The 22,579-nt window shown below is 44.7% G+C and carries 17 protein-coding genes; 7 read left to right on the forward strand and 10 right to left on the reverse strand.

What is annotated here, in order from left to right; translation table 11 throughout:
- Positions 1 to 10: 10 nt before the first annotated feature.
- Positions 11 to 1,003 carry a LacI family DNA-binding transcriptional regulator gene (locus ABDW02_RS03215; protein WP_343632017.1) on the forward strand — a complete coding sequence of 331 codons (993 nt, stop codon included), beginning with the start codon at positions 11 to 13 and terminating at the stop codon, positions 1,001 to 1,003.
- Positions 1,004 to 1,293: 290 nt separating this feature from the next.
- Here the strand turns inward: ABDW02_RS03215 and ABDW02_RS03220 are convergent, their stop codons facing one another.
- Positions 1,294 to 2,871 carry a hypothetical protein gene (locus ABDW02_RS03220; protein ID WP_343632019.1) on the reverse strand — a complete coding sequence of 526 codons (1,578 nt, stop codon included), beginning with the start codon at positions 2,869 to 2,871 and terminating at the stop codon, positions 1,294 to 1,296.
- 162 nt (positions 2,872 to 3,033) lie between these two features.
- Positions 3,034 to 4,764, reverse strand: coding sequence for a DUF4139 domain-containing protein (locus tag ABDW02_RS03225; RefSeq protein ID WP_343632021.1), 1,731 nt, complete (start codon positions 4,762 to 4,764; stop codon positions 3,034 to 3,036).
- Between the two features lie 144 nt (positions 4,765 to 4,908).
- On the opposite strand from ABDW02_RS03225, the gene lysA reads away from it, so the two are divergent.
- Positions 4,909 to 6,138, forward strand: coding sequence for a diaminopimelate decarboxylase (gene lysA, locus ABDW02_RS03230; RefSeq protein ID WP_343632023.1), 1,230 nt, complete (start codon positions 4,909 to 4,911; stop codon positions 6,136 to 6,138).
- 68 nt (positions 6,139 to 6,206) lie between these two features.
- Here the strand turns inward: lysA and ABDW02_RS03235 are convergent, their stop codons facing one another.
- Positions 6,207 to 6,851: a class I SAM-dependent methyltransferase gene (locus tag ABDW02_RS03235; RefSeq protein ID WP_343632024.1), complete on the reverse strand. Its 645-nt coding sequence runs from the start codon at positions 6,849 to 6,851 to the stop codon at positions 6,207 to 6,209.
- A gap of 45 nt (positions 6,852 to 6,896) precedes the next feature.
- Between ABDW02_RS03235 and ABDW02_RS03240 the strand changes: the two genes are divergently transcribed.
- From ABDW02_RS03240 to ABDW02_RS03250, 3 genes are all read left to right on the forward strand, one after another.
- A complete protein-coding gene (locus ABDW02_RS03240; protein ID WP_343632025.1) occupies positions 6,897 to 7,937 on the forward strand; it encodes an alpha/beta hydrolase in 1,041 nt (346 codons plus the stop codon).
- 122 nt (positions 7,938 to 8,059) lie between these two features.
- Complete coding sequence (locus tag ABDW02_RS03245) at positions 8,060 to 8,338, forward strand: hypothetical protein (protein ID WP_343632027.1); 279 nt, start codon at positions 8,060 to 8,062, stop codon at positions 8,336 to 8,338.
- The gene (locus tag ABDW02_RS03250; protein WP_343632029.1) at positions 8,335 to 11,163 is read left to right on the forward strand and encodes a T9SS type B sorting domain-containing protein; all 2,829 of its coding nucleotides are present in this window, start codon (positions 8,335 to 8,337) and stop codon (positions 11,161 to 11,163) included. Before ABDW02_RS03245 ends, ABDW02_RS03250 begins: the two co-directional genes overlap by 4 nt.
- 145 nt (positions 11,164 to 11,308) lie before the next feature.
- On the opposite strand, the gene ABDW02_RS03255 is transcribed toward ABDW02_RS03250, so the two are convergent.
- The 6 genes from ABDW02_RS03255 to crtD all read right to left on the reverse strand — a co-directional run bounded on the left by ABDW02_RS03255 (position 11,309) and on the right by crtD (position 20,462).
- On the reverse strand, positions 11,309 to 14,413 hold the full coding sequence (locus tag ABDW02_RS03255; protein ID WP_343632031.1) for a CusA/CzcA family heavy metal efflux RND transporter: 3,105 nt from the start codon (positions 14,411 to 14,413) through the stop codon (positions 11,309 to 11,311).
- A 10-nt stretch (positions 14,414 to 14,423) separates the two neighbouring features.
- Positions 14,424 to 15,518, reverse strand: coding sequence for an efflux RND transporter periplasmic adaptor subunit (locus ABDW02_RS03260; RefSeq protein ID WP_343632033.1), 1,095 nt, complete (start codon positions 15,516 to 15,518; stop codon positions 14,424 to 14,426).
- Position 15,519: 1 nt separating this feature from the next.
- The gene (locus ABDW02_RS03265; RefSeq protein WP_343632035.1) at positions 15,520 to 16,770 is read right to left on the reverse strand and encodes a TolC family protein; all 1,251 of its coding nucleotides are present in this window, start codon (positions 16,768 to 16,770) and stop codon (positions 15,520 to 15,522) included.
- A gap of 71 nt (positions 16,771 to 16,841) precedes the next feature.
- The gene (locus ABDW02_RS03270; protein WP_343632037.1) at positions 16,842 to 18,194 is read right to left on the reverse strand and encodes a HAMP domain-containing sensor histidine kinase; all 1,353 of its coding nucleotides are present in this window, start codon (positions 18,192 to 18,194) and stop codon (positions 16,842 to 16,844) included.
- Positions 18,191 to 18,883, reverse strand: a complete 693-nt coding sequence (locus ABDW02_RS03275; RefSeq protein ID WP_343632039.1) for a response regulator transcription factor — start codon at positions 18,881 to 18,883, stop codon at positions 18,191 to 18,193. Before ABDW02_RS03275 ends, ABDW02_RS03270 begins: the two co-directional genes overlap by 4 nt.
- Positions 18,884 to 18,998: 115 nt before the next feature.
- Positions 18,999 to 20,462, reverse strand: coding sequence for a 1-hydroxycarotenoid 3,4-desaturase CrtD (gene crtD, locus ABDW02_RS03280; protein WP_343632041.1), 1,464 nt, complete (start codon positions 20,460 to 20,462; stop codon positions 18,999 to 19,001).
- Positions 20,463 to 20,541: 79 nt separating this feature from the next.
- On the opposite strand from crtD, the gene ABDW02_RS03285 reads away from it, so the two are divergent.
- Both ABDW02_RS03285 and ABDW02_RS03290 read left to right on the forward strand, forming a co-directional pair.
- Positions 20,542 to 20,949 (forward strand): VOC family protein, encoded by a 408-nt coding sequence (locus ABDW02_RS03285; protein WP_343632043.1) that lies wholly within the window; start codon positions 20,542 to 20,544, stop codon positions 20,947 to 20,949.
- An 89-nt stretch (positions 20,950 to 21,038) separates the two neighbouring features.
- Positions 21,039 to 21,995 carry an NAD(P)-dependent alcohol dehydrogenase gene (locus tag ABDW02_RS03290; protein WP_343632045.1) on the forward strand — a complete coding sequence of 319 codons (957 nt, stop codon included), beginning with the start codon at positions 21,039 to 21,041 and terminating at the stop codon, positions 21,993 to 21,995.
- Positions 21,996 to 22,003: 8 nt separating this feature from the next.
- Here ABDW02_RS03290 and ABDW02_RS03295 read toward each other — a convergent pair whose 3' ends face one another.
- The gene (locus ABDW02_RS03295) at positions 22,004 to 22,579 is read right to left on the reverse strand and encodes a Crp/Fnr family transcriptional regulator (protein ID WP_343632047.1); all 576 of its coding nucleotides are present in this window, start codon (positions 22,577 to 22,579) and stop codon (positions 22,004 to 22,006) included.

Below are 22,579 nucleotides of genomic sequence, written 5' to 3' on the forward strand. Positions count from 1 at the left end.
CGTTTTAGGAATGAAATCAAAAAGGACATCACTTGCGGATATTGCCGAAAGTTTAAATGTTTCAAAATCTACTGTCTCATTTGTGTTGAATGGTAAAGGAAAACAGTTCAACATCAGTGAAACGACGCAGAAATTAATTTTGGATAAAGCAAAAGAGTTGAACTATGTTCCGAACTACTTTGCAAAGGGCTTGAGAGAAGGAAAGACACAGACAATCGGTTTGGTGCTTGCGGATATTTCGAACCCGTTCTACTCGGAATTGAGTAAGGCTATCCAGGAATCACTTTACGAGAAAGGATATAGCTTGTTCATTGTTTCAACGAATGACGACAGTACCATGGAGTTGAAATTGATCCGCGACCTGATCCTGCGTTCCGTAGATGCATTGATTATTGCTCCTTGTAACGGAATTCCGGCTTTGAAACCGGTATTGGACGAAACACCCATTCCGGTGGTTTGGGTAGATCGTATCGGGGATGAATTTGCAGATTTTGTGGGAGTGGATAATTACATGGAAGCTGCCATGCTTGTAAAGAAATTCTCGGTGAAACCTAAAAAAGTAGGAATTCTTCATCCGAAAAGATCCGATGTAATGACCATTCAGCTGCGTATTGACGGAACAAAATCGGCATGCGAGAAGCAGCATATTCCTTTTGAATTGGCCGAGTTGAGCGAAAATCACGACGACAGTTTCCATAAAATAAAGCAAATGCTCGACGCAGGCGTGGATTCATTTGTGGCTTTGAACAATAAAGTAGCCCTTCACGCAATCAACGCACTGAACCTGTTGAAAGTAGAAATCCCGAAAAAAGTACGCATCATTTCGTTTGATGATTCGGAAGCATTCTCTTATTTTGCGCCGCCTGTTACAGCTTTAAGACAACCGGTAAACGGAATCGGGAAAGAGACCGTGGAAAGATTGATGGACCGCTTGAAAGAATCTACTGAAAACCGCAAGCATTTGATGATGGAATGCTCTTTCATAGAAAGAGGGTCACATTAAACAAGTTTAAATAGTTTAAAAGTGTAAAATTGTTCAATGAAAAACGTTTGAACATTTGAACATTTGAATCTGACACGGCAGAAACATTTGAACCTTGTTAAGGGCTCAATAAAAAACCGCAGACAAACTCCGCGGTTCCATATCGGTAATAGACGTGTTAGAATTTCTTCCTGAACAAATATATTTAAGCACTTAACTACTTCCAAATTAATTTACTAGTTCATTTAAATTATTCGGCAGGTGTTAAAAAAAATGGGTTGAATACCTGAAAATAACAGCATGAATGTTTTTTATCGATCCATGAAAAAACGCTGATTTTCAAAAACAGTTTCCTCTTTATTCCATGATCTCAGCATATAAATACCTTCTGACAGAGAAGTAATCAGTTGATTTTCAGATTTCTCATCGTTATTCAATACTTCGGTAATAGCTTTTCCGTTCAGATCAAATAGCTGATAATAAACTGATTTGTCTGCAAAATGGATCGAAACAATCCCGTCTTCAGAAGAAAGCCCGGTAATAAGTTTTTTGGAATCTGCCGAGCAATTGAAAGCTGAAATCAGGTCGCTGTATTCCAGTTCACCGTCAAAATCAACAGATGTCAGACGGTAGTAAACCTGCTTGTCGGTTTTTTGCGGATCGAGGTAGGAATATTCCAAAGGAACTTCCGAGTTTCCGCTTGCCTCGATGGTTGCAAGCGGGTAAAAAAGTTGCCCGTCATACGTGTAATCGATGACGTAGTGATCCAGGCGGCTTTCGGTTTCAACTCTCCAGAATATGCGGTTGGATTCGCCCTCGCAATGTGTTTTAAAGATGCTCAGTTCCACCGGAAGTACAACCGTTGCAGGACAGAAATACTGCTGGTTGTTCAATCCGCCTGTCGCTGCAGTAGCCCCCCAATACACGGTATTATTTCCTCCGAATACGGAGGTCACAAAATTTCCGTTGCAGGTCAGGCGCAAACTTCCGTCCACGTATACTTTCAGGTTTAGTGTCACAGGGTCCCAGGAAATCATAATGGTGTGAACAGCGCCGTCATCCAGGTTTGCCAGCGAAGCAAAAGCAGCTACAGGGCCGCAATAAGGAGCACCGGGACCTTGCAGGTTTCCGTCAATTTCCACAGCAATGTGATCTGCGAGCATGTCGTAAACGTGGGTCGGATTGTCATTGTCGTAAGTGTCGAATTCAATTACCAGGGAATTGGGAATATTTCCCGCTCCAAGTTGTCCTCCTGAAGTTCCACAAGCTGTTGGGTTCGGCTGGAATGTAAAGGTCGTTCCATCGGCACCGTTGATGTTATTCCCGAAGTAATAGTTCAGGGAAAGATTAAACGGCTGGTTGAAATTGATTGCGGTATTGTTCCAGGCACATCCGGTTTGATTGGAAGTTTCCGGAGTAAGTTCAATACAGCTTTGACCACCGATTGTCTGGTAACTTGCATTTCCGTTCAAACAGTAGCTCCCGGTATTTGCGACCATTTTATAAGCCATGGTCACGTTGGAAGTTAAATCATGCACGCAATTGTATTTGGAAATCAGGATCCGGATGGTTCCCGTAAAAGTAGCGGTCCAGTTAATGGAAGCATTGCTGCCGCATATGTCATCGGCATAAACAATCTGCGTAGCGCCGGTTGCATCCAGCAAAGTCAATTGACTGTCTATCGAGGAAGAACTTCCACCGGCACAAAATGTAAATTCGTATTGGTTGCATTTGACCACATTGACCGTATAATACCTTCCGTTTTGGGTAGCAACTGTCTGGTATGCTGCAGTTGGTGTCAGTGATCCGGATGCTGTTCCGCCGGTGCAGGCGAATACAGGAATGAGCGATAGACTACTAAAAAATAGTAGTAGGATAGTTTGCTTCATAATCGTAGTTTTAGCAAACATACTAAAACGATCTAGTCATTTCCTAATTTTTTAACGAATAATTTACTAAAGATTTAGCTTTTCTTCATGAATAGAATAAATACAAAAAAAACTCCCCACCGGAGTGAGGAGTTTTTACATAATCAAATGTGTTTATTTCGGTTAAAAACTTGGGCAACTGATTGTTCGGAAAGTTTTCGTGCTGATCTTGGCATTTTTCGGATATTTCACCGAATACCCGATTTCAAGGTTGGCCGTTTCACCCGGTTGCAAGGTAATCATGTAGGAAACTTCTCCGGTCAGATCGTTTTTCTTACCGATTCCGATGGTTTCTACCGTAACCGTAATTTCGCTGGAACTGGAAAGCGGAATCTGGTCGAATACATTGATCTTCACAGGGACTGTGCGGTTATTTCGAACCTGGATATCATAGAAGTACGTGTCTTTCTTCGTGCTTCCGGATACTTTCTTCGTACTCATTTCAGATTTCAGCTTGCGCAATACCTGGATTTTTGAATCGCGACCGAATGACAGGCTTAGCGTGTCGTCAACATTATTGGTGTTGATCTCGCTCACACCGACATAATTTCCTGCAAAGTAAACATTGGTCGGACCGGGAATCAGATCCAGGTCCTGCCATCCTACAATGTTTGCCAGTAAGAAAGATCCCTGATCCAGTTTCGGTACCGAAACATGGGTGAAAGTTGCCGGCATGTTCATTTCCTTGATCTCAACGATGTATGGTTTGGCATCGGTAGGGCAGGAGAACGGATGCGCGATCAGGAATTCAGCATTCAGGTCGGATATCTCGATTTGTTTCATGGCAACCGTGCTGACTTTTTTTCCTTCATTTTTACCCATTTTGTCAGAGCCGAAAAAGCCTGCAGAATTTTCCGTTACTTTCTGGTCCAGCACGTAGTTGTCATAAGCACGCTGATTAGCCATATTGATTTCATTCATGACCTCATTGCGGTAATCTGCTTTTTGCTGAATCGGCTGAACATACGATTTTTTGGTGTATTCTACCTGCTCTCCGTAACGGATGTAGAACGGGTTCAATACCGGAGAAGCAGCACTTAAAAGCGGATCTGAAGTACTCAAAGTCAGCGCAACATTTTTCCACTCATTTCCGGTATTGTTATAAACCTGTGCTTTGTATTTCAGGTTGATGGGCTGGTTCAGGTCTGTGGCGGAAAGATCGTAAGTTGCTGCCCAGCCGCAGTCGGAAACCAAATACTTCAAAGTCCCGGAAATGTCGGTGTTATTGTCCACATCAATCAACACGATAACCTGGTTACTGCGCTGATTTTCGGTGTAGTTCAACTCCGTTAACTGAAAACGGGTATCATTGATCTTTGCAGAAAGCACGTCCTGTTCTTTTTTGATTTTGGTAATGGTTTTATTGATCTCGAACGTGCGTGTACGGTAGTATTCACCGGCTGCCTTGATCTGATCAATCGTTAAGGTATTCTGGCCCTTCAGATCTTTATTGGTGTTTAAAATTCCCAACTCAGCCTGGTACGAGCTCAATAAATCCACATTCAGCTGATGCCGGTCTTTTAATTGTTCCAGTGAATCGGCCAGGATTTTAATTCTGGGGTTCCATTGTTCGGCAGCTAAAAAATCCATTTCAGTGGAAATAGAAACCAGCCGGAAAGAACCGGAACTGGTAAATTGGATGGTTCTCGGATCTGCAAATGCAGAAATCCCTGAAAAAATGACCTTGTTTCTCCCTTTTGTCAATTTTATGGGTGTTTCGTGGGTCATTTCTCCCGCTGTCAGGAATAGCTTCACCTTCTTGATCTCTGTTTTAAGGACCTGTTCGTGCATGTTCTGTCCAAGAAGTGCAAGTGGAAAAAGAACCAGCAAAAGGTGTAAAAAGTGTTTTTTCATAGAATTGGTTTTAGCGTAATACATATGAATGGTAGTTGCGTTCAAAAAATGAATTGTTTTATTTAAAACAAAATGTGTTAAAACAAAAACTTTGTGAAATAAATAAATTGTTTCTAATTTTGAACCCTGAAAAGTAGTAATAAAATGAACTCGACATTATTGGAAGCTGTTGCGGGAGAATATGGTACTCCTGTGTATGTATATGATGAAGCAAAAATTATTTCACAGTATAACCGCCTGAAGAACGCTTTCGGGAAGCAGGAAGTGAAATTGCATTATGCGATGAAAGCATTGAGCAATATCAATGTGTTGAGAACACTTAAGGATCAGGGAGCAGGTTTGGATGCTGTTTCTATCGAAGAAGTTCATTTAGGCCTGAGAGCAGGTTTTGAACCCGAAGAAATCATGTACACACCCAACGGAGTGGCTTTTTCCGAAATAGAAGAAGCGGTTGCTTTGGGAGTGATGATCAATATTGATAACCTGAGTGTACTGGAACATTTCGGGATGGTATTCGGATCTCTGGTACCGGTTTGTATTCGCATAAATCCGCACATTCTGGCAGGCGGGCACGCAAATATTTCTGTCGGGCACATTGATTCCAAATTCGGGATTTCGATTCACCAGTTGAGACACATTCAGCGGATCGTTGAACATTATAAACTGCACATTGTAGGTTTGCACATGCATACGGGCAGCGATATCGTGGATGCGGATGTATTCCTGCAGGGAGCAGATTTGCTCTACCAGGCGGCAAGCTATTTCCCGGAATTGCAGTTCATGGATTTCGGTTCCGGCTTCAAAGTGGCCTATAAAGAAGGAGATTTTGTAACACCGATCGAAGAAATCGGGGCGAAAATCGGGGAATCCTTCCAACATTTTTGCAAAGAATACGGCCGTGATCTGGAATTGTGGTTCGAACCGGGAAAATTCCTGGTGAGTGAAAGCGGGGTGCTCCTGGTTTCTGTCAATGTGGTGAAACAAACTACTTCAACAGTTTTCCTGGGCGTGAACAGTGGGCAAAATCACCTGATTCGGCCGATGTTCTACAACGCTTATCACCGCATTGAGAATGTTTCCAATCCGGAAGGCTATAAAAAATTGTATTCGGTGGTGGGATACATTTGTGAAACGGACACGTTCGGTTATGACCGCCCGATTGCAGAAGCGAAAGCCGGAGATGTGCTGGCAATTTACAATGCCGGGGCCTACGGCTTCAGTATGAGCAACCAGTACAATTCGCGATTGAGGCCTGCAGAAGTTTACATCCGGAATGGGATGCCGCAGCTGATTCGTAAAAGAGAAACCCTGGATGACGTTATCCGGAATGAAATCGATTTGTCAGTAAGTTCTACCTACGCTACAAATGAATAATTAAAGTTCCGATATCTACCGTCGGGACTTTTTCATTGACCTTCGTCGGGCCGACATTCCTTGCCGGCTCAATAATTTTTGGGAGTAGCCTGCTTTTGAGCGATCAGGATCAAATCGGTATCCGTTTCTGTTTCGGAAACCGGGAATGGCTGCTCATGGGTTGAAATCACGCGAAATCCGATCTGTTGCAGCAAACGGGTTAAAAAACCGGTTTCGTAATAATACATCATCACTTCCTCGCCGGTGCTGGAAGCTTTCATACGCGAATTTTCGTACAAATCCGTCATCGTACTTAAATAGAGAATCCCGTTTTCGTTCAGTTTTTCATACACCTTAAAAAGAAACAACTCAACTTGTTCGATAGCCAAATAGGGAAATAGAAATCCTACTACGATGGCGTCGAAAGAAGTGTCGAGGTAATCGATTTGGAGAGCATCGTATACCAGGAAGCGCGCGTTCGGATTGTTTTTCCGGGCCAGTTCGATCATATTCGGAGCGAGGTCTATTCCAAGCAATTCGAGTTGAGGCAAACGTTCCAGCAAATAATGGCTGATATTGCCCGGACCGCAGGCTACATCCAGTACTTTCGAACGTTCTTCCAGGTGATTCAACAGGATGTTCAATGATTCGCCGTAATGATCTACCGAAAAGAAACGCTGCTGGTAGGAGTCTGCCAGTTTATTGAATAAATCAACTGCTTTTTGATTATTCATTGTGTTCACAATTTTTTCGGGTAAATTAGCAAAAATGTTGCTTTTATGATGCGCACCTTAGGATTTGTGATCGCCTTACTGATAGCGATACCGCTTTTCTTTTCTTGCTCTGATAATAGTGAAACAAACGGGAGTGAAAAGTCGCGGAGAGCTCAAAAGGAAGGGCTGAAAGGAAAGAAAAAGAACTCCGGTAAAGAAAAAGTGGTGGAGGCTTTGCCTAAAAATTATGAGTTTGTCTATAATGACTCATTAAGCGATTATATCAATGCGTATAATAAAACGCTGGCTCTGTTTGAACTGCCTATCGTTGAAAAGGATATTCAGACCAAATACGGGAATGCACACGTGCTCGTTTGCGGAAATTCCAATAATCCGCCGCTTGTATTGCTTCATGGAATGAATGCGAGCTCAACCATGTGGTATCCGAATATGAAAACCTTCGCCAAAAATTATTGTGTCTATGCAATTGATTTTCTATTGGAACCCGGAAAATCGACCTGTAATCTGAAGCGTTTGGATAAAGACCAGATTGCGGAATGGTACGATGAAATTTTTACAAAACTGGGATTGAATTCCGTTTACCTGATCGGTTGTTCACGCGGAGGATGGCTTGCAACGGCGGTTGCCCTGAACAAACCCGAGAAAGTGAAAAAACTCGTGCTGTTGAGTCCCGCCCAGACATTTACATGGATTCCTCCAAGTTCGGCATTGTTGAGTAATATTACCTATTGCATTTCCCCGGACAAGGAAAAACTGGGAAATATCCTGGCCGGATTATCGGTTAGAAGTGTCAAGATCAGTCAAACGTATTTCGATCAGTACTACCTGGGGACGGAAAAGGACAATCTTTCTTCCTGCATTTTTGAAATGACCCCTTATTCCAGGAGATCCATGGAAAAGTTGAACATGCCGATCCTGCTCCTGATCGGAGATAAAGATATTGTCAACAACCAGCGCTGTCTGGACAAAGCGAAGAAGTGGATCCCGGACATACAAACCGGAACAATCCAGGATGCGGGGCATTTTTTAAGCTTCGATCAGCCGGATACGGTCAATAAACTCGTACTGAATTTCCTGAGGAATTAAGTGTGTTCAATAATTAACAGTTGGTTATAACTTAGTTAATCCTCTCTGCTTCATAAGAATCAGGCAACTACTTTGTCGTAATTTCGTTCTTGAATTAGAATTTGTAAATAATTCGACACACTATGAGATTACTACTACTAGCAGCAATAGCTTCGTCTATTGGTGCAACTACTACGCACGCACACGAAAACGGTGTGCCCTTAAACTCTGTTTGCCAGGTTTCCGGTGATACCCTTTCATCAGATTCCCTGCAAAAACTCTATCAGCACATTGATCTGCTTTCCGTATTCGATTTGAAGAAATGGCGTGAATCCTACATTTATAAGAACAGGACACAGCCTTCCGATCAGAATAAGCAGATACTGATTTACATCGAAGAACGCCTAAAAGTTATCAAATGAAAAAGCTGATCTACTTTCTAGTCTTCGTTCTGACCGGTATGTCAGGCTATGGACAACCTCCCTGCGGATCAAATCCTGCAGCGGGGAATACCTGTGCAACAGCAACTCCTATCTGTGAATTAAACGGTTATTGCGGAAACACATCTTCCAGTTACACAGCTGATGCGTGGGGTTCTGCCGGCGCTCCTTTCGGATGCGGCTTCCTGGGATTAAGTTCTTGTCCGGGTACGGGAGTTCTGGGTTCGTTTTGCGGATCGGTGGAAAATGATTCCTATTTATCGTTTGTGGCTTCATCTTCGTCCATTTCGTTCAACTGCTGGGTGTATAATTCAACCTACGGCGACGGAATCCAGATCATGATTTTCTCCGGTACCTGCGGAGGGAATATCACGTCTTATTATTGCGACCAGATCGTTCCATCTTCGTCTTCACAAACCGTTTCTGCAACGGGATTAACTCCCGGAAACACCTACTACATCATGATAGATGGTTTCGCTGGAGATATTTGTGATTATACATTCGCAGCAAATACAGGTATTTCTGTTCCAGTGGACGTAACACCGGCTACTTCTACTATTTGTGCCGGACAATCCGTCACACTTACAGCTACTGGCGGTAACGGAACATATACCTGGAACGCTTCGCCGAATTTAAGCGGAACTACCGGAGCTACCGTAACGGCAACACCGCCATCGACTCCCGGAACTTATACTTACACGGTGAATTCGGCAACAGGAAATGCCTTGTGTCCGTCTTCCACCGTCGCCACAGCAACCATTACGGTTAATTCCTGCGGAGGTTGTACGGTCACCGCCGGAAACAGCGGCGATGTTTGCCAGGGAACAGCAACTTTTAACCTCACGGCATCCAATGTGGCCGGTGCTTCCTGGAATTGGGTAGGGCCAAACGGATTTACGTCCAATGTCCAAAACCCGACCAATGTACCTGTTCCTGCTGCTGCAGGTTCTTACACTTATACCGTAACTGCAACTGTGGCGGGTACTCCGTGTACGTCCACCACAACAATTGTTGTAAATCCTACACCGACGATCAATGCTCCGCTGACAACGATCTGTGTTGGCGGTACAACCAATTTGACGGGGTCGGGAACTGCTCATGCATCCACTCCGTGGGCTTCTTCGAATCCTGCAGTTGCAACGGTTTCTGCATCCGGAGTGGTAACGGCTGTTTCCGCGGGATCAACAACGATTACTTTTATGAACTCCGGAGGCTGTACGGTCACACAGGCAATTACTGTCGTTTCTTTGCCAACGGCTACCATTGCCGGAAGTACGACCATTTGCAGCGGTCAGAATGCAACCATCACATTTACCGGAACACCCAATGCAACAGTTACTTACCAGGTTGGCGGACCCAATCAAACCATTGTGCTGGACGCTGCCGGAAACGGAACATTGCCGGTTTCCCCGGCTGCAACAACCACGTATACGCTCGTAAGTGTGCAGGTGAATCCACCTGGCGGCTGCAGTTCCACGCTGAGCGGATCGGCTACTGTGACCGTGAATGCGCTGCCAACAGTAACGGCCATTACCCCGATTACCGTTTGTTCCAATGCAACGGTGAACGTACCTGCATTCACATCGACTCCTGCAGGAGCGACTTTTGACTGGACAAACAGCAATACAACTATTGGCCTGGCCGGAAGTGGTTCCGGGAATATCGCTTCATTTACCGGCCTGAATCCGGGATCGGGTTCCAATGCCGGAACAATTACCATTACACCGACTTTAAGCGGATGTGTCGGTAGTGCAGCAACTTTTACAATTACCGTAGATTCACCACCGGTTGCAAACGCCGGAAACGATGTAACGATGTGTGCCAATGCACCGGGATCGTACCAAATCGGGCAAACTCCTGTTGCAGGTGTAAACTACTCGTGGTCACCGGCAACCGGTTTGAGCAATGCGGCAATCGCCAATCCGACTTTTGACGGAAGTGTTGCAGGTGTTACAAATTATACGCTTACAGCCAGTGTGGGCGCTTGTTCTACCACTGATAATGTCACCGTTACTATTTTTGCTTTGCCGGTCGTTACTTTCAACAGCGACATTACTTCCGGATGTAATCCGCAGCAAATTATGTTCTACAATACAACCGCGAATTCCGCCAATTGCAGCTGGTATTTCGAAGGGATCGGAACGGATAATATCTGCGGGCCACCGGTTATTCAGAATTATACCAGTGACGGGGTTTTTGATGTGAGCCTGACGATTACCGACCTGAACGGATGTGTGAACATAGCCCTGGTTAACGATATGATTACAATATTCCCGCAGCCAGATGCGAGTTTTAACGCTACTCCGACCGAAGTATTCATTTACAATCCGCTGGTGAATACGGATAACAATTCGAGCAATGCGACCGGTTATTCCTGGGATTTCGGTGACGGATTTACTTCCGGAGCATTCAATCCGAGCCATACTTACCCCGACAGGGCGGCAAGTTACACCATCACTTTGTATGCAATGAATGGAATTTGTATCGATTCGGCAACAACGACGGTTGAAGTGAAAGAGGAATTGACCTGGTTTGTACCGAATTCCTTTACGCCGGACGGAGATGAAATGAACAATGTTTTCCTGCCGGTTTTCAACGATGCCTTCGATAAACAGTCTTACACGATGCTGATCTTTGACCGCTGGGGAGAAATTATCTTCGAAACGCATGACACCAATTTTGGCTGGGACGGAACCTACAACGGCCAGCTTTGTAAAGAAGGAGCCTATACCTGGAAGATTGTCATCAAGCAAAAGGTAAAAGATTACAGGATCGACCTCAATGGTCATGTGAATATCCTGAAATGATGCGAAAATCCCCGGCCTGCTATTGCGAACCGGGGATTTTCTATCAGACACCAACCACTACTTAGCTACTTAAATATCGATTGTTTTTAATTTGAGTTTTTTCCGTCACAGACGGCAATCAAATCAATCAGCCACGGCTGATTGATTATTTCATTTTCTTCTTTTCCCGTAAATGCAATGCTTTGTGATAAATGATAGGGAATACAAGTAGTGTAAATACCGTAGCTGTGACCAACCCGCCGATAATGACAATCGCTAAAGGTTTCTGGCTTTCCGATCCGATTCCGGTACTGATCGCAGCAGGAAGCAAACCGATTGCAGCCATCATGGCAGTCATGACAACCGGCCTTGTTCTGACTTTCACGGCATTCACAATAGCCTGGTTCAGATCATCCATGGTTTTGGATTGCTTGTGGAATTCCGAGATCAGGATCACACCGTTCTGTACACAAATCCCGAAGAGCGCTATGAAACCGACTCCGGCAGAAATCCCGAAATTCATTCCGGTAATGTGCAGCGCCAGGATTCCCCCGATCAGTGCAAAAGGAACATTGATCAATACGTAGGCGGCATCACGGGCGTTGTTGAACATGATGAATAGCAAGATAAAGATCATGATCAAACTGATTGGAACTACTTGTGATAAACGATGACTGGCACGCACCTGGTTCTCAAATTCCCCGTTCCAACTCATCCGGTATCCGTCCGGAAGTTTTACGTGGGCTTTTACTTTGTGCTGCGCTTCGGCGATCGTACTTCCAAGGTCTCGTTCCCGCACAGAGAATTTCACCCCGATAAAACGTTTGGTATTGTCGCGATAAATAAACGCCGGGCCGGTTACCTGTTTCACTTTCGCTACCTCTTTCAGCGGGATCCGGTCACCGGTGATTGTCGGGATCATCAGCATCAGGATGTCGTCCTCATTCTTTCTGAAATCCTTGTCGTAGCGAATCCGGATATCGAATTTCTTTTCTCCTTCGTATTTCTGGGTCGCCGTTTTTCCACCGATCGCCATTTCGATCACAGCCTGGGTTTCCGCTTTCGTAACCCCGTAGATGGCCATTTTTTCTTCGTCGAGGACAACGCTCATTTCCGGCTGACCGATATTCCGCAAAATACCGACGTCTTTGATTCCGGGAACGTCCTTGATCTGGTTCAGTACCTGGTTGGCATATTCGTCGAGTTTGTCGAGGTCGTCGCCGTAAATTTTGATCGCATTGGAAGCGTTCATTCCGGCTACCGCTTCTGCTACGTTATCGATAATGGGCTGCGAATAGTTGTAATTGATTCCCTGGTACTTTTTCAGTTTTTTGTCCATTTGTTCAACGAGGTCGTCGAGTGTAATCTTACGCTTCCATTCTTCTTTCGGCTTCAGGTTAACCTGCATCTGAACATAGTAAAATCCGCTAGGGTCCGTTCCGTCATTACTTCTTCCGGTTTGGGAAAGGACTCCGTTTACTTCCGGGAATTTGGTTAATTCACTTCGCAATGTATGCACCATTTCAACGGTTTTCGGCAGGGAATAACTCATCGGCATTTTAGCTTCTACCCAAAGAGCTCCTTCGTTCAATTGCGGCAGGAATTCCGTTCCCAGCCAGCGGGTAGAGAAGATGGTCAATCCGAATACGATCAAGGAGATCAGGATGGCCAGTTTTTTCCGTGCGAAAGTCCAGTTGAATCCTTTTGCAACCGTTTTACTGACGAACCGCGTGAAGAAATTCTCTTTTTCCACCACGTTTTTGCGCAACAGGATCGAACTCAAAACCGGAACCAGCGTTAGTGTGAAAATCAAGGCTCCCAGCAAAGCAAAACCTAAAGTCCAGGCCAACGGTGAGAACATTTTTCCTTCTACTTTCTCAAAAGAGAAGATGGGAAGCAGGGCGGAAATAATGATCAGTTTGGAGAAGAAGATGGCTTTCCCCATTTGAACTCCTGTTGAACGGATCAATCCCATTTTGGCAAGCCGGTTGAATTTTTCCGTTCCTACCTGTTTTGCTTTGTGATCGAGGGCGACAAATATCCCCTCGACCATGACGACGGCTCCGTCAATGATGATTCCGAAGTCGATAGCACCGAGTGATAACAAATTGGCGCTCATTCCTTTCAGGTAGAGCATGAAAAAAGCAAACAATAATGCCAGCGGAATGACGATCGCCACGATAACCGTGGTTCGCCAGTCGGCCATGAAAATAAATACGATCACTGTTACCAGCACAATTCCTTCTACCAGGTTGTGCATCACCGTATCGGTGCAATATTTCATCAGGTTGTCGCGGTCATAGAATGTTTCCATTTTGACATCCGACGGAAGGGTGGTGGAATTCAATTCATCGATCTTTTCTTTCACACGCGAAAGAACTTCACTCGGATTTTCCCCTTTCCGCATCACGACGATTCCTTCCACCACGTCATCCTGTTTGTCCATTCCAACCTGCCCCACGCGCGGAGCACTGGATTCGTTCACGCTCGCTACGTTTTTAACCAAGAGCGGATTCCCGTTGAAAATGTCCACGATCGTATTTTCAATATCTGTTTTGCCGTCCAGCAAACCGATTCCCCGGACCACATACGCCTGCCCGTTCTTTTCGATCACGTCACCACCGACGTTGAGATTGGATTTGCTCACGGCATCGTACAATTCAAGCGGAGTGAGGTTGTATTGCTGCAATTTTACCGGATCTACGGAAATCTCGTAGATTTTTTCCTGTCCGCCGAATGCCACTACGTCTGCAACGCCGGCAACACTTCTCAATTCCCGGTCAATAGTCCAGTTTTGAATGGTCAGCAACTCACGCGAATCCCGGTCTTTGCTTTTCAGCACGTAGCGGAAAATCTCGCCCGTTGGCCCGTATGGAGGCTGCACGTCTGCATCCACTCCGTCGGGAAGCTGCACGTTTTTCAGCTGATTGTTGACCTGTTGCCGGGCAAAGAAGTCGTCTACATCGTCTTCAAAAATGACTTTGATCACTGAAAGCCCGAACATGGTGATGCTTCGTACATTGGTTTTGCGCTGCACACTGTTCATGGAGATTTCGATCGGTGTCGTTACAAAACGTTCGACTTCTTCGGCACTTCGCCCGTTCCATTCGGTTACGATAATGATCTGTGTATTGGTCACATCCGGAAATGCTTCGATCGGAATGCGGATGTAACTGATCACACCTGCAATAACGATTAATCCGACCCAGAAAAACGTGAAGAATTTGTTCTTCAGGGAGAATGATAGAATGCCTTTGATGAAATTGTTCATATTCCCTGTTTTAATCGTTTAACGCATCGTAAATCAGCAAACCGTTTTGTGAAATGATCTTTTCACCGGTTTTCAATCCGTGATTGATGTAGGAAATATCCCCGAGTTGCCTGTAAACTTCCACTTCGCGGGTTTCAATATCGTGACGGTTTTTGAAAACCATGACCCAGTACTTGTTCTTATCAAAAATGATGGAAGAAGAAGGGACCGTGATCATCTGCTGGTTTTCTGAATAATGCACATCGACCGTACAATTCATTTCAGGCTTCAGTTTGAAATCCTCATTCGGAATGGAAATCCGGATTTTCATGGATTTTGTTTGAGCGTCGATCACGTTGTAGATCTTCTGGATCTTGGATTTGTAGGGATGATCCGGAAAAGCAAGTGTCTGAACCGTCACATCGTAACCTTCTTTGATCTTGCTGATATCGATTTCATTAACGTTCGCTACCGCCCAGATTTCCTTCGTTTCAGCAATGGTAAATAGTGCTTCGGAATCGGTGGAACGCAGCTGCTCGTTCTGGAACAGGGTTTTGGTGATCACAAATCCGCTCATCGGGGCAACAATGTTGTAAATAGAACCCGATTTCAGGTTGTAGATCTTGTAAATCTCGTTGATGCGTTTCAACTCCGCTTTGGCCATTTCGAGTTCTTTGGATGCCATCGCCACATCTTTTTCCGAATTCAATTTCCCGGAAAACAAGTCTTTTGCTACCTGCAGGTTCTTTTCCGCTGTGGCAACATCGTTGATCGCATCGAGCCGTTCTTTTTGGAAACCGGCTATTTCCACACTCTGGATGCTGGCAAGGATTTGTCCCTGTTTCACATAATCCCCCAAACCAACATTGATCGATGTAACGACTCCGCTCAGGATCGGGTAGATCTGTGCCATTTTGTTGTTATCAGCTTCGATTTTCCCGAATAAGCGAATGCTGTTCTTTACATCCTGGTTGCTTGTGGTGTAGAATTCACATTTCTTCAGCATGGTGTCGCTCATGGTGAATGTCTCGATCGTTTCTTCCTGCTTGTTTCCGCATGCACTCAGGATTACCAGTAATAGAAACAGGCAAATCGCAATTCCTGTATATGTTCTTCTTCTTTCCATGTTAATAAATATCTTTTCCGGTTAATAGATTGATTTGTTCTGCTGAAATCACTAATTGGGTTTTGATGCGCATCAATTCGGCAAGCACGTCGTTGTAGGATTCAAAAAAGTCAATGAATTCAATGATGGAAACATTTCTTTTCTGAAAATTGATGCTCATTCCTTCGACCGTTTTTTCGAAATCATCGTTATACAATTCGTTCGATTTCCTGTATTCCGAAACGGTCTGGATGTAATACGCATAGCTGTTGTTGATCCTGCTGACGATCTCATTCTCTTTTGCTTTTAGATTGTACTCGGCTTCCTGCAAACGGTATTGGGAAGTCTTGATATTTCCCTGGTTCCGGTTCCAAAGCGGCAACGGAATGGCAATACCGGCATTGACCTGGTTGTTGAAAGCGCCGCCCCGCTGATCATAGGAAGCAAACAAATTGATATCTGGAACAGCTGAGCGTTTCTGGTACTTTAAATATTGTTCGGCAAGCACCTTGTTTTCTTTGATAACGAGTAATTCCGGCAGGTTTTCCATGGCCATCGCCCGGATATCCGCCACAGAAGCGGGGATGAGGTAATGGTCGAGGTTAGCGTCTGTCGGATCGGGTAAAACAACGGAATTGGTCTGCAATAAAATCTGCAGATCGGTTTGGGTCTGAATGTATGCCTGGAACAATTCTGCGCGGTCATTATTCAGCTGAATGTAAGCACCGCGTAAACGAACCACTTCTTTCAGGGCAATGTTTCCCTTATTGGCCTGGATCTCGTAGGATTTCAGCAGGGTATCCAGCAAGCTTAGCTGGTTGGCATATTTCCGGAGCAGGAAATCCTGCTGGCCGATTGTATACAAATCACTGTGCAGCCTGAATTTCAATTCCCGGACCAGTTGCTGGAATTCCAGTTCAGCGATTCCTGCGTTGGTTTTCGCCAGTTCAATTTCAGACCGGCGTTTTCCTCCCAAGACAATCAGCTGCTCCAGTTGAAACGATTTCTGCCCGGTTTTTCCTACATGGAAAGCCTGGTTGTTTGCCGGATCGTAGGCATTCACGTCGGCGGTGAAAATCGGATTCGGGTAGATCTTTGCCTGGATAATCTGGGCTCTTTGCGCTTCGATATCCATGGATGCTGCCAGGAGGTAATAATTTTTGGCCAGGAAAATGCTGTCTGCTCTTCGGATGCTGAGATGTAAAGTGTCTTGCGCATGCAGTCCGATTGAAGTCAGAAGAATCAGGAATAGTGACGCTGCTAATTGTTGCATGTACTTCTGTTTTAAAGTACAAAACTCCAATTATAGAGCTTAAAATTGCCTTAAAGTCATTAAAATTTACCTTAAGGAAGGGTGATTTTGAAGCGGTTGGTGTTTTTGGACGGAGATTCGTAAGTAATTGATCCTTCATGCATTGTAATGATCTTGTTGACGAATACCAATCCAAGTCCGAATCCTTTTTTTCCTTTGCTGTTCCCTCCGCGGAAGAAATGCTTAAACAGGTAATTCACTTCCTGCTCATTGATCGTTTTCCCTTTGTTCTCGAAGAAAATCTCCAGTTGTTCCTGCGTTTGGATGTGAATAGTTGCATGACCGTCCGAACTGTAATTGATGCAGTTTTCCATCAGGTTGGAAAGAATGGCTTTCATCAACCGTGCATTTCCGGTGATCACCAATTTGTTTTCATCAAGTGGTTCGGCATACTCCACGGAAAAAACAAAGTCGGGATAGACATTCCTTAAATTATCCGAAACATCGAAGATCAGTTCGTCAATCCGGAATTGTTCATTGAATTTGGCGCCTGCCGTTTCAATTTTTGCCATTTCCAGCAGGGAATTGATGATCTCACTCAAACTTCGTGTATCTTCCATTTGATTCCGGATTATTTTTTTCAATGCTTCGGGATCGGTTTCTTTTTCCATCCGTTCAAAATTGGAAACCAGGATGGCAATCGGGGTTTTCAGTTCGTGGGAAATGTGATGGATAGCGTGTTTCTGAAAGGCAAAAGCCTCGTTCATGCGGGTCATTAATTCATTGAAAACGGAAGCCAAAACGGCTAATTCGTCGCGGGTGTCGGTATAAGTGATCGGTTGGAAATTGGAACTGAAATCGTAGGAACTGATCTTGGAGGTAATGTCTTCCAAAGGAGTGGTGATTTTTCGCGAAATGTAAAACGAAACCAAAATGATCACCGCCGTGATGCTGATAAATGTCACGATCAGGATGTATCTCAGGTAGCGCAGTTTGGAATACCCGAAATCGTCGTAAGCCTTACTGATCCCGTAATAAATTTTTCCTTTCCGGGAAATGTAGGTCCCAACCACGTCATACAAACCGTCTTTGGTTTCGATCCATTTGTTTTTGGGATTCAGGTGCTCGAGGATGTTTTTTGAAACCGGAACCGGGATATCCACGATGTTCGAATAGATCAGCTCTTTGTCTTTGTTGAACAGGAGCAATTTCTCATTGTACAATTCGTTGATCGTTATCTGGTCCAGGGTTTCAATAATATCGGCATCCGATTCTTTGATGTCCGAGAGAAATTCCAGCGTAGTGGCAATTTTCTCTTTTTGCCGCATCTGGAAACTTTCTTCCCGGTTCTCGGAAAACAAAATATAGATCACGCCAAAGGTAACGGCCGTAATTGCCGGGATAATCAGCGAGAAATAGAACAATATTTTATTCCGGATCTTCATTCCGGATCGAAAAAGTAGCCGTAGCCGATCTTGGTTTTAATGTTTTGCTTTCCGAAGGGCTTATCGATCTTACCGCGCAGGAAATTGATATACACTTCGATGGTGTTGGTATTCGCATCCACGATATTTCCCCAGATCTCGCGTACTAAATCCTGTTTGGAAACCAATTCGCCTTTGCCCGAAACCAATTTAACCAGGATTTGGAATTCGCGCGGGGTCAGTGAAATTTCCTGTCCCTGACGGGTTACTTTCTTGGTGGTTTGATTAATCACCACGTCATCTGCAACCAGCACGGCATTTTCCGATTGTTCCCTGTTCGTATTCGTTTCGCTGCGTTTTATTAAGGATTGGATACGCAGCAACAGTTCGCGCATGTAAAAAGGCTTGGTGAGGTAATCATCCGCTCCGCAATCGTATCCCTGGATTTTGTCTTCCAACTCGTCAAAAGCTGTCAGCATGATTACCGGTGTTTGCGTATTGTACGAACGGAAATTCCTGCAAATCTCGTAACCGTTTTTCCCGGGAAGGTTTACATCCAGGATCACACAGTCGAAAGTCATTTTCTTCAGCAATTTTTCTGCGATATTCCCGTCATAGGCGAATTCAACCTGCAACTGTTCTTCCAGGAGGGCATCGCTGATGTTGCGGCTTAAAATAGCATCGTCTTCAACCAATAAAATGGATTTCACCGGAACAATTTAAATTATGTTTTGCAAAATAGGCATTTAATATGAATTCAAAATTCAAAATGTAAAATTCAAAAGGTAGGAACGCGATGCATCGCGTTCCTACGGTATTTTCATTTTAATCAGGAATCAAATCCGTGGTAATTTTCGCTGAAAGCAGACAAAGCGGAATTCCTCCGCCCGGATGCACGCTTCCCCCGGAGAAATAAAGCCCGTTTATTCTGGAAAAATTCGGGTGACGGAAAAATGCGGCCATGCGGTCGTTGGAACTTGCTCCGTAAAGTGCTCCGGCGAAACTATTCGTGCGTTCTGAAATACGTAACGGGTCCAGGTAATCTTCTTCTTCAATCAGGGATTCTATATCAGTTTGAAGGATGCGGCTGATCTTTTGAATCACCTGTTTCCGCACGTTCGAACGGAGTTTTTCCCAATCCTGTCCCTGATCGCCTGGGACATTGACCATCACAAACCAGTTCTCAGTTCCTTGCGGCGCATCTGCAGCAACCACTTTGGAGGAAATGTGAATGTAAACCGTCGGGTCATCGCAGACCGTTTTTTCTTCGAAAATGGCCTTGAATTCGTTTTGATAATCTTCGCTGAAGAATATGTTGTGGACATCCAATTCCGGGAAAGATTGCTTCATTCCCCAGTAAAAAATAAGTGCGGAACTGCTTGGTTCCTGTTCCAGGGTCTTTTTCGGTGCTTTCTGCTGCGGAATTAATTGCCGGTAACTTTGTTTCACATCGCAATTGCTGATCACCAGCTCTGCCGGATAAAAGCCTTTAGCAGTTTCTATTCCGGTAACCTTTTTGCCGCTAATCCGAATGTTTTGAACGCGTTCACCGAAATGGAATTTCACTCCCGACTCTTCGGCCAATTGCTTGCAGGCCATCGTTATCTGATGCATTCCTTCCATCGGGAAATAAGAGCCGATGCCGAATTCCAAATGCGGAATACTGTTCAGTACTCCCGGAGCTTTGTAGGGATTGGAACCGTTGTAGGTGGCAAACCGGTCGAAAAGCTGTACCAGTTTCGGGTGGTTCAGGCTTTTTTGATTGACCTCGTGCATACTCTCGAATAAATGCAGTTTGCGCATCGATGAAACCGTTTTCAGGATGTCCGAAGAAATGTAAGTACTGAACTTATGCAGCGATTTTTCGAGGAAAGAATGACGTGTCCGCTCGAAAATATAGGTGCTGTGTTCAAGGTATTCTTTCAGTGGCAAAGGATCAATGCGGAGCTTATTTTCGACTTCCTGCAGGAATTTCTCCCGGTCTGCGTACGCATGCAGCACCGTTCCGTCTTCGTAGAAATAATGACAAAGCATTTCCAGTTGCCGGTAGGAAAAATAATCCCGCGGATTTTTCCCCGCCAGTTCAAATAATTCATCCACCAGGTAAGGAAGCGTGAACAGGGAAGGCCCGGCATCAAAACGGTAGTTTCCCAATTGGATGGTGGTGAGTTTTCCGCCCGGGTATTCATTGGCTTCAAATACAGAAACCGCATATCCTTTAAGTGCTAAACGGATTGCAGCGGCTATTCCTGCAATTCCCGATCCGATAACAATCGCCTCCTTCGCCATGGCCTAAAAGTAACTTAATTTCAAAATACTGCTTTGGAATTTGCCGGTTAATTGTTCATATTTAGGAAAAAATGAATCTATGGGCAGAGCAATTGGAATAGGAGGAATTTTCTTCAAGTTTAAGGACGAGAAAGCGATGATAAACTGGTATAAAGAAGCATTGGGACTCAACCCGAACGATTACGGCGTTTTGTTTGCTTTCAATGGAAATTCCGGCCCGCGGGCATATTTGCAACTGGGCGTTTTCCCCGAAACCAGTGATTATTTCGGAACGGAAAGCCAGCGTGCCATGATCAATTTCCGGGTGGAAGGAATCGAAAGCCTGCTGGTGCATTTGCAAACAATGGGTACGGTAATCTGCGACAATATTGAGACGTACGAGTACGGCAAGTTTGTTCACATTCTGGACCCGGAAGGAAACCGGATTGAGTTGTGGGAACCGGTGGATTCGGGGTTTGACAAAGAAAATATCCAGGAAATGCGCTAAAATTCAATTCAAAGTGTTTCTTAACCCAAGTCAATGAAATTGGGAAATGACCGGAATACTTTTGTGTTGTATTCAAAAAATAGAACAACATGAAAGCAGTTCATTGCACGTCGTACGGAAATCCGGAAGTACTGAAAATCGTTGAAATTCCGAAACCGAAACCTCAGTCGGATGAGTTAGTAATCCGTATCCATGCTACAGCGGTAAATTCCGGGGATGCACGCATTCGCCGGGCTGACCCGTGGGCAGTGAGATTGATCTTCGGACTTGCGAAACCCCGGAAACCCATTTTGGGAGGTGTTTTTTCAGGAGAAATCGTGGAAACGGGAAATGCGGTCAGTAAATTCCGGGTTGGTGAGCTGGTTTTCGGCTCTGTGGGAATGAAATTCGGTGCTTATGCGGAATTTATAGCCGTCCCGGAAACAGCGGCTATTACTGCGAAACCGGAATCGCTGAGCCATCTGGAAGCTGCTGTCATTCCTTTCGGTGCTATGACAGCTTTGCATTTCATCCGTAAAGCAAACATCCAACCCGGACAAAAAGTGTTGATCTACGGGGCTTCCGGAGCAGTTGGTTCGGCGGCAGTCCAATTGGCAAAATTTTATGGAGCGGAAGTCACGGCGGTTTGCAGCGGCGCAAATGCGGAATTAGTGAAAAAGATCGGCGCGGATAAGGTTATAAATTACCGCAAGGAAGAGTTATCGGTAAATAAGGAACAGTACAATGTGATTTACGAAACAGTCAACAAACTCTCCTTTTCGGAAAGTATCAAACACCTGAAAAAAGACGGGACTTTGATCCTGGGAGCAGCGGATTTTTCTAAAATGCTTCGTGCAGGTTTCGCAAGAATGTCGGGCAAAAAAGTGATAACGGGCGTCATCAAAGAATCAGCTGAAGGAATGGATGCTGTAAAGAAACTGATCGACGAAAGAAAATACCAGCCGGTTTTAGATCGCGTATTCACCCTGGACCAGATTGCACAGGCGCATGAATATGTGGATTTGGGACATAAGAAGGGAAATGTGGGGATTCTGGTTATACCGTAGCAGAGGGATTATTTCAATACCAATCTTTTCCGGATCCTGCTCAGCGATTCGGGTTTTACTCCTACATAACTTGCAATGAGGTATTGAGGAATGCGCTGGATGAGTTCGGGACGTGTGCGCATCAGGTTTAGGTAGCGTTCTTCCGGTGTGTCGGTGAAATACGAACCGGAAAGTTCCTGCTGTTCGGCAAATACTTTTTCCATGACCTTGCGCGAAACGGTTTCCAGTTTCGGGAATTGTTTATAAAGCTGCTCTTCTTTTTCCCGGTTTCCAACAACTAAAGTGCATGCATCCACGCATTCCAGGTAGTGTTTGGAAGGAGAACTGTTAGTCATGCTCTGCATGGAAATCACCCATTGTTCTTCAGTAAAGAAATTATTGGTTTTTTCTTCTCCGTTTACCAGGAAATACTGGCGTACACAGCCTTCCAGCACAAAATAGGCTTCCGAAGAGATTTCACCTTCTCTCAATAGAATGGTTCCTTTAGGAAATTTCCGGATCGTCAATGTTGCCACAATGCCGTCAATTTCCTCCTGCGAAAGCGGAAGTATCCTGGAGAAATAGGAGAGAAGCTTTTGTTCCAT

The organism is Fluviicola sp., from assembly GCF_039596395.1.
GTDB lineage: Bacteria > Bacteroidota > Bacteroidia > Flavobacteriales_D > Crocinitomicaceae > Fluviicola.

Excerpts from the sequence above, each read along its gene's own strand:
- ABDW02_RS03220 (WP_343632019.1), bottom strand. The coding sequence starts at position 2,871 with ATGAAGCAAACTATCCTACTACTATTTTTTAGTAGTCTATCGCTCATT.
- ABDW02_RS03240 (WP_343632025.1), top strand. The coding sequence starts at position 6,897 with ATGATGCGCACCTTAGGATTTGTGATCGCCTTACTGATAGCGATACCG.
- ABDW02_RS03290 (WP_343632045.1), top strand. The coding sequence starts at position 21,039 with ATGAAAGCAGTTCATTGCACGTCGTACGGAAATCCGGAAGTACTGAAA.
- ABDW02_RS03270 (WP_343632037.1), bottom strand. The coding sequence starts at position 18,194 with ATGAAGATCCGGAATAAAATATTGTTCTATTTCTCGCTGATTATCCCG.
- ABDW02_RS03245 (WP_343632027.1), top strand. The coding sequence starts at position 8,060 with ATGAGATTACTACTACTAGCAGCAATAGCTTCGTCTATTGGTGCAACT.
- ABDW02_RS03215 (WP_343632017.1), top strand. The coding sequence starts at position 11 with ATGAAATCAAAAAGGACATCACTTGCGGATATTGCCGAAAGTTTAAAT.
- ABDW02_RS03285 (WP_343632043.1), top strand. The coding sequence starts at position 20,542 with ATGGGCAGAGCAATTGGAATAGGAGGAATTTTCTTCAAGTTTAAGGAC.
- ABDW02_RS03250 (WP_343632029.1), top strand. The coding sequence starts at position 8,335 with ATGAAAAAGCTGATCTACTTTCTAGTCTTCGTTCTGACCGGTATGTCA.
- ABDW02_RS03295 (WP_343632047.1), bottom strand. The coding sequence starts at position 22,579 with ATGGAACAAAAGCTTCTCTCCTATTTCTCCAGGATACTTCCGCTTTCG.
- ABDW02_RS03235 (WP_343632024.1), bottom strand. The coding sequence starts at position 6,851 with ATGAATAATCAAAAAGCAGTTGATTTATTCAATAAACTGGCAGACTCC.
- lysA (WP_343632023.1), top strand. The coding sequence starts at position 4,909 with ATGAACTCGACATTATTGGAAGCTGTTGCGGGAGAATATGGTACTCCT.
- crtD (WP_343632041.1), bottom strand. The coding sequence starts at position 20,462 with ATGGCGAAGGAGGCGATTGTTATCGGATCGGGAATTGCAGGAATAGCC.
- ABDW02_RS03265 (WP_343632035.1), bottom strand. The coding sequence starts at position 16,770 with ATGCAACAATTAGCAGCGTCACTATTCCTGATTCTTCTGACTTCAATC.
- ABDW02_RS03225 (WP_343632021.1), bottom strand. The coding sequence starts at position 4,764 with ATGAAAAAACACTTTTTACACCTTTTGCTGGTTCTTTTTCCACTTGCA.
- ABDW02_RS03260 (WP_343632033.1), bottom strand. The coding sequence starts at position 15,518 with ATGGAAAGAAGAAGAACATATACAGGAATTGCGATTTGCCTGTTTCTA.
- ABDW02_RS03255 (WP_343632031.1), bottom strand. The coding sequence starts at position 14,413 with ATGAACAATTTCATCAAAGGCATTCTATCATTCTCCCTGAAGAACAAA.